Below are 2,291 nucleotides of genomic sequence, written 5' to 3'. Positions count from 1 at the left end.
TCTGGATCTGGCCATCTACTCATTTTTGTTTACCTCTCTTGAGAAAAAATTGTTAATTGTTAATTTCTAATTACCAATTGCCAGCCATTGAATATGCCATCCTCTGCTATTGGCAAAATCTGGTGTTAGGTTTGGTCTTCCATCTCTATCACTAGGAAATCTCACATAAACACGGAAACCTTGGTTAGTCCGGTTGTATGCAGAACTTCCGCCTGTTGTTTCCCAATTAAAGCTATTGCCATGCAGATTTACTAGGTAAATTGGTGTCGATTTAAAACCACAGGCTGAAGTATCTACATCTACATAAATACCTCCACCACCACCATAAACTTGCCAATTAGTTGAGCCTTCGGGAGTTTTTCCACAACAGATCCTTAACGCTGTTCCTGAGGTGTCTTGGGCTGCACCTAGTAGCTTGCCTATTACGTGTAACTCGGCTTCTGGGTTGGTTGTACCGATACCAACGTTACCATTGGAAGATATTCGCATACGCTCATAGGTTCTATCTCTATAAGAGAAAAATTGTTCTCCCTCTACGGTAGGAGTAGCGCTATCTGTGGGTTTGGTGAAGAATGAAATTCCATTTGTATACAAAAGTTCGATGGCACTAACACCATCTGGGTTGCTGTGGGAATAATCAACACGATTATTCTCAGTTTCGCTCACACGAGCTTTATTGGCGATGATGGTTGCAGCTCCACTGCCAGTTTCCCCAATGTGTGCGTAGTCAAATTTAATATTTTTATTCCGTCCTCCCATGTCTAAAGCTTGTGTTGGATTTGTTGTCCCAATGCCAACATGACCGTTGGTCCCACGAATCACAATACCCAAAGACCTAGGATTGGCGTTAAGTCGAATACTGCTATCATCCTCGCTCGGCTCGATGAACACACCTAGTTGATCTACCCCCATCCTGGCGTTTTTATTGACCTGTGGATTACTAATTTTGAGTGCATCATTACTGCCAGGTGAGTAAATATGGAGCTTGGCCCTAGGACTGTTTGTGCCAATGCCGACATTAGCAGTAGCGATCGCATCCCTAACACTTAAACTCCCATCCACACTCACCGAACCAGTGGTATGCAAAGCATCATCTATCCTAAGCGCCCCTGAGGAGTGTCCTGAGCGAATTACGCCGGTAATTTTAACTTCATCACTGTCTTGGTCACCCAAGGACACATTTCCGGCAATATGCTCCGTATCACGGGCAATTACGTTTCCTTGTACTTCCAAATTCCCCGATACCTGTAGATTACCCCCTACTGACAAGTTATTAGTGGCAAAATCTTGGCTAGCAGTACCGTTGAGAGCCGCTTTGGTATCGAGGGCATTATTAACTTGACTAATTTGCCCATCGACATAGGTTTTAACCGCTTGTTCGGTGGGGACAGCTAAATTGCTGTTATCTGCTAGGTTTCCATCACTGGAAAATGCGTTTATCGATAATGTTCCTAGTTGGAAATTACCATCGACAGTCAGGTTTTCATCAATGGTGAGGGAGCCATTAAGGTTTAAGTTTCTAGCGGAAATATCACCGATTACTTCCAACTCCTGGGAGGGAGTTTCTGTCCCAATGCCAACTTTGCCATCAACTGTAAGTGTTGGAAGTGTCCAATTAAAAGGCATGTTTATTTACCTCTGTTGATCAAAACGTGTTAATTGTTAATTTATAATTCCCGGTAGCGGTACTAATTACCAATTGCCAGCCATTGAATATGCCATCCTCTGCTATTGGCAAATTCTGGTGTTAGGTTTGGTCTTCCATCTCTATCACTAGAAAATCGCACATAAACCCTGAAACCTTGGTTAGTCCTGTCGTATGCAGAACTTCCGCCTGTTGTTTCCCAATTATCACCGTTTCCATGCATATTAACTAGGTAAATTGGTGTCGATTGAAAACCACAAACTGAAGTATCTACATCTACATAAATACCTGCACCACCACTCATTGGTTTCCAATTAGTTGAGCCTTCGGGAGTTTTTCCACAACAGATTCTTAAGGCTGTTCCTGAGGTGTCTTGGGCTGCGCCGAGTAGTTGGCCGAGTACGTGTAACTCGGCTTCTGGGTTGCTTGTACCGATACCAACTTTATTCTTGACAGTAAGATCGATATCTTCAGGCCAACTGTATTTGCTCATAGTATTTGCTCCTTTATCACTTGCAGATCATTGAAATGTACGGATTTTTTGGGGTTGCTTAATAATGGAATGATTGTAAGAGTTTTGTAGAACTGGCATCTTGCCAGTTTCATGCGCTTTCCGCATCTAATTATTAAATTCGCCACGGGTCGC

At 43.0% G+C, this 2,291-nt stretch carries 2 protein-coding genes; both read right to left on the bottom strand.

Annotation, left to right across the window (positions count from 1 at the left end):
* Positions 1 to 66: 66 nt before the first annotated feature.
* Positions 67 to 1,626, bottom strand: coding sequence for a translocation/assembly module TamB domain-containing protein (locus F6K38_RS39760; RefSeq protein WP_287360396.1), 1,560 nt, complete (start codon positions 1,624 to 1,626; stop codon positions 67 to 69).
* A gap of 62 nt (positions 1,627 to 1,688) precedes the next feature.
* The gene (locus F6K38_RS39755) at positions 1,689 to 2,138 is read right to left on the bottom strand and encodes a hypothetical protein (protein ID WP_287360394.1); all 450 of its coding nucleotides are present in this window, start codon (positions 2,136 to 2,138) and stop codon (positions 1,689 to 1,691) included.
* Positions 2,139 to 2,291 lie beyond the last annotated feature (153 nt).

Source organism: Moorena sp. SIO3B2, assembly GCF_010692525.1.
Classification (GTDB): Bacteria; Cyanobacteriota; Cyanobacteriia; order Cyanobacteriales; family Coleofasciculaceae; genus Moorena; species Moorena producens.
The sequence above is the reverse complement of the archived record's forward strand: the minus strand, read 5'-3'. Positions and strand labels throughout refer to the sequence as shown.

Bases quoted from the DNA above. Each gene is read 5' to 3' on its own strand.
- F6K38_RS39760 (WP_287360396.1), bottom strand. From the start codon at position 1,626: ATGCCTTTTAATTGGACACTTCCAACACTTACAGTTGATGGCAAAGTT.
- F6K38_RS39755 (WP_287360394.1), bottom strand. From the start codon at position 2,138: ATGAGCAAATACAGTTGGCCTGAAGATATCGATCTTACTGTCAAGAAT.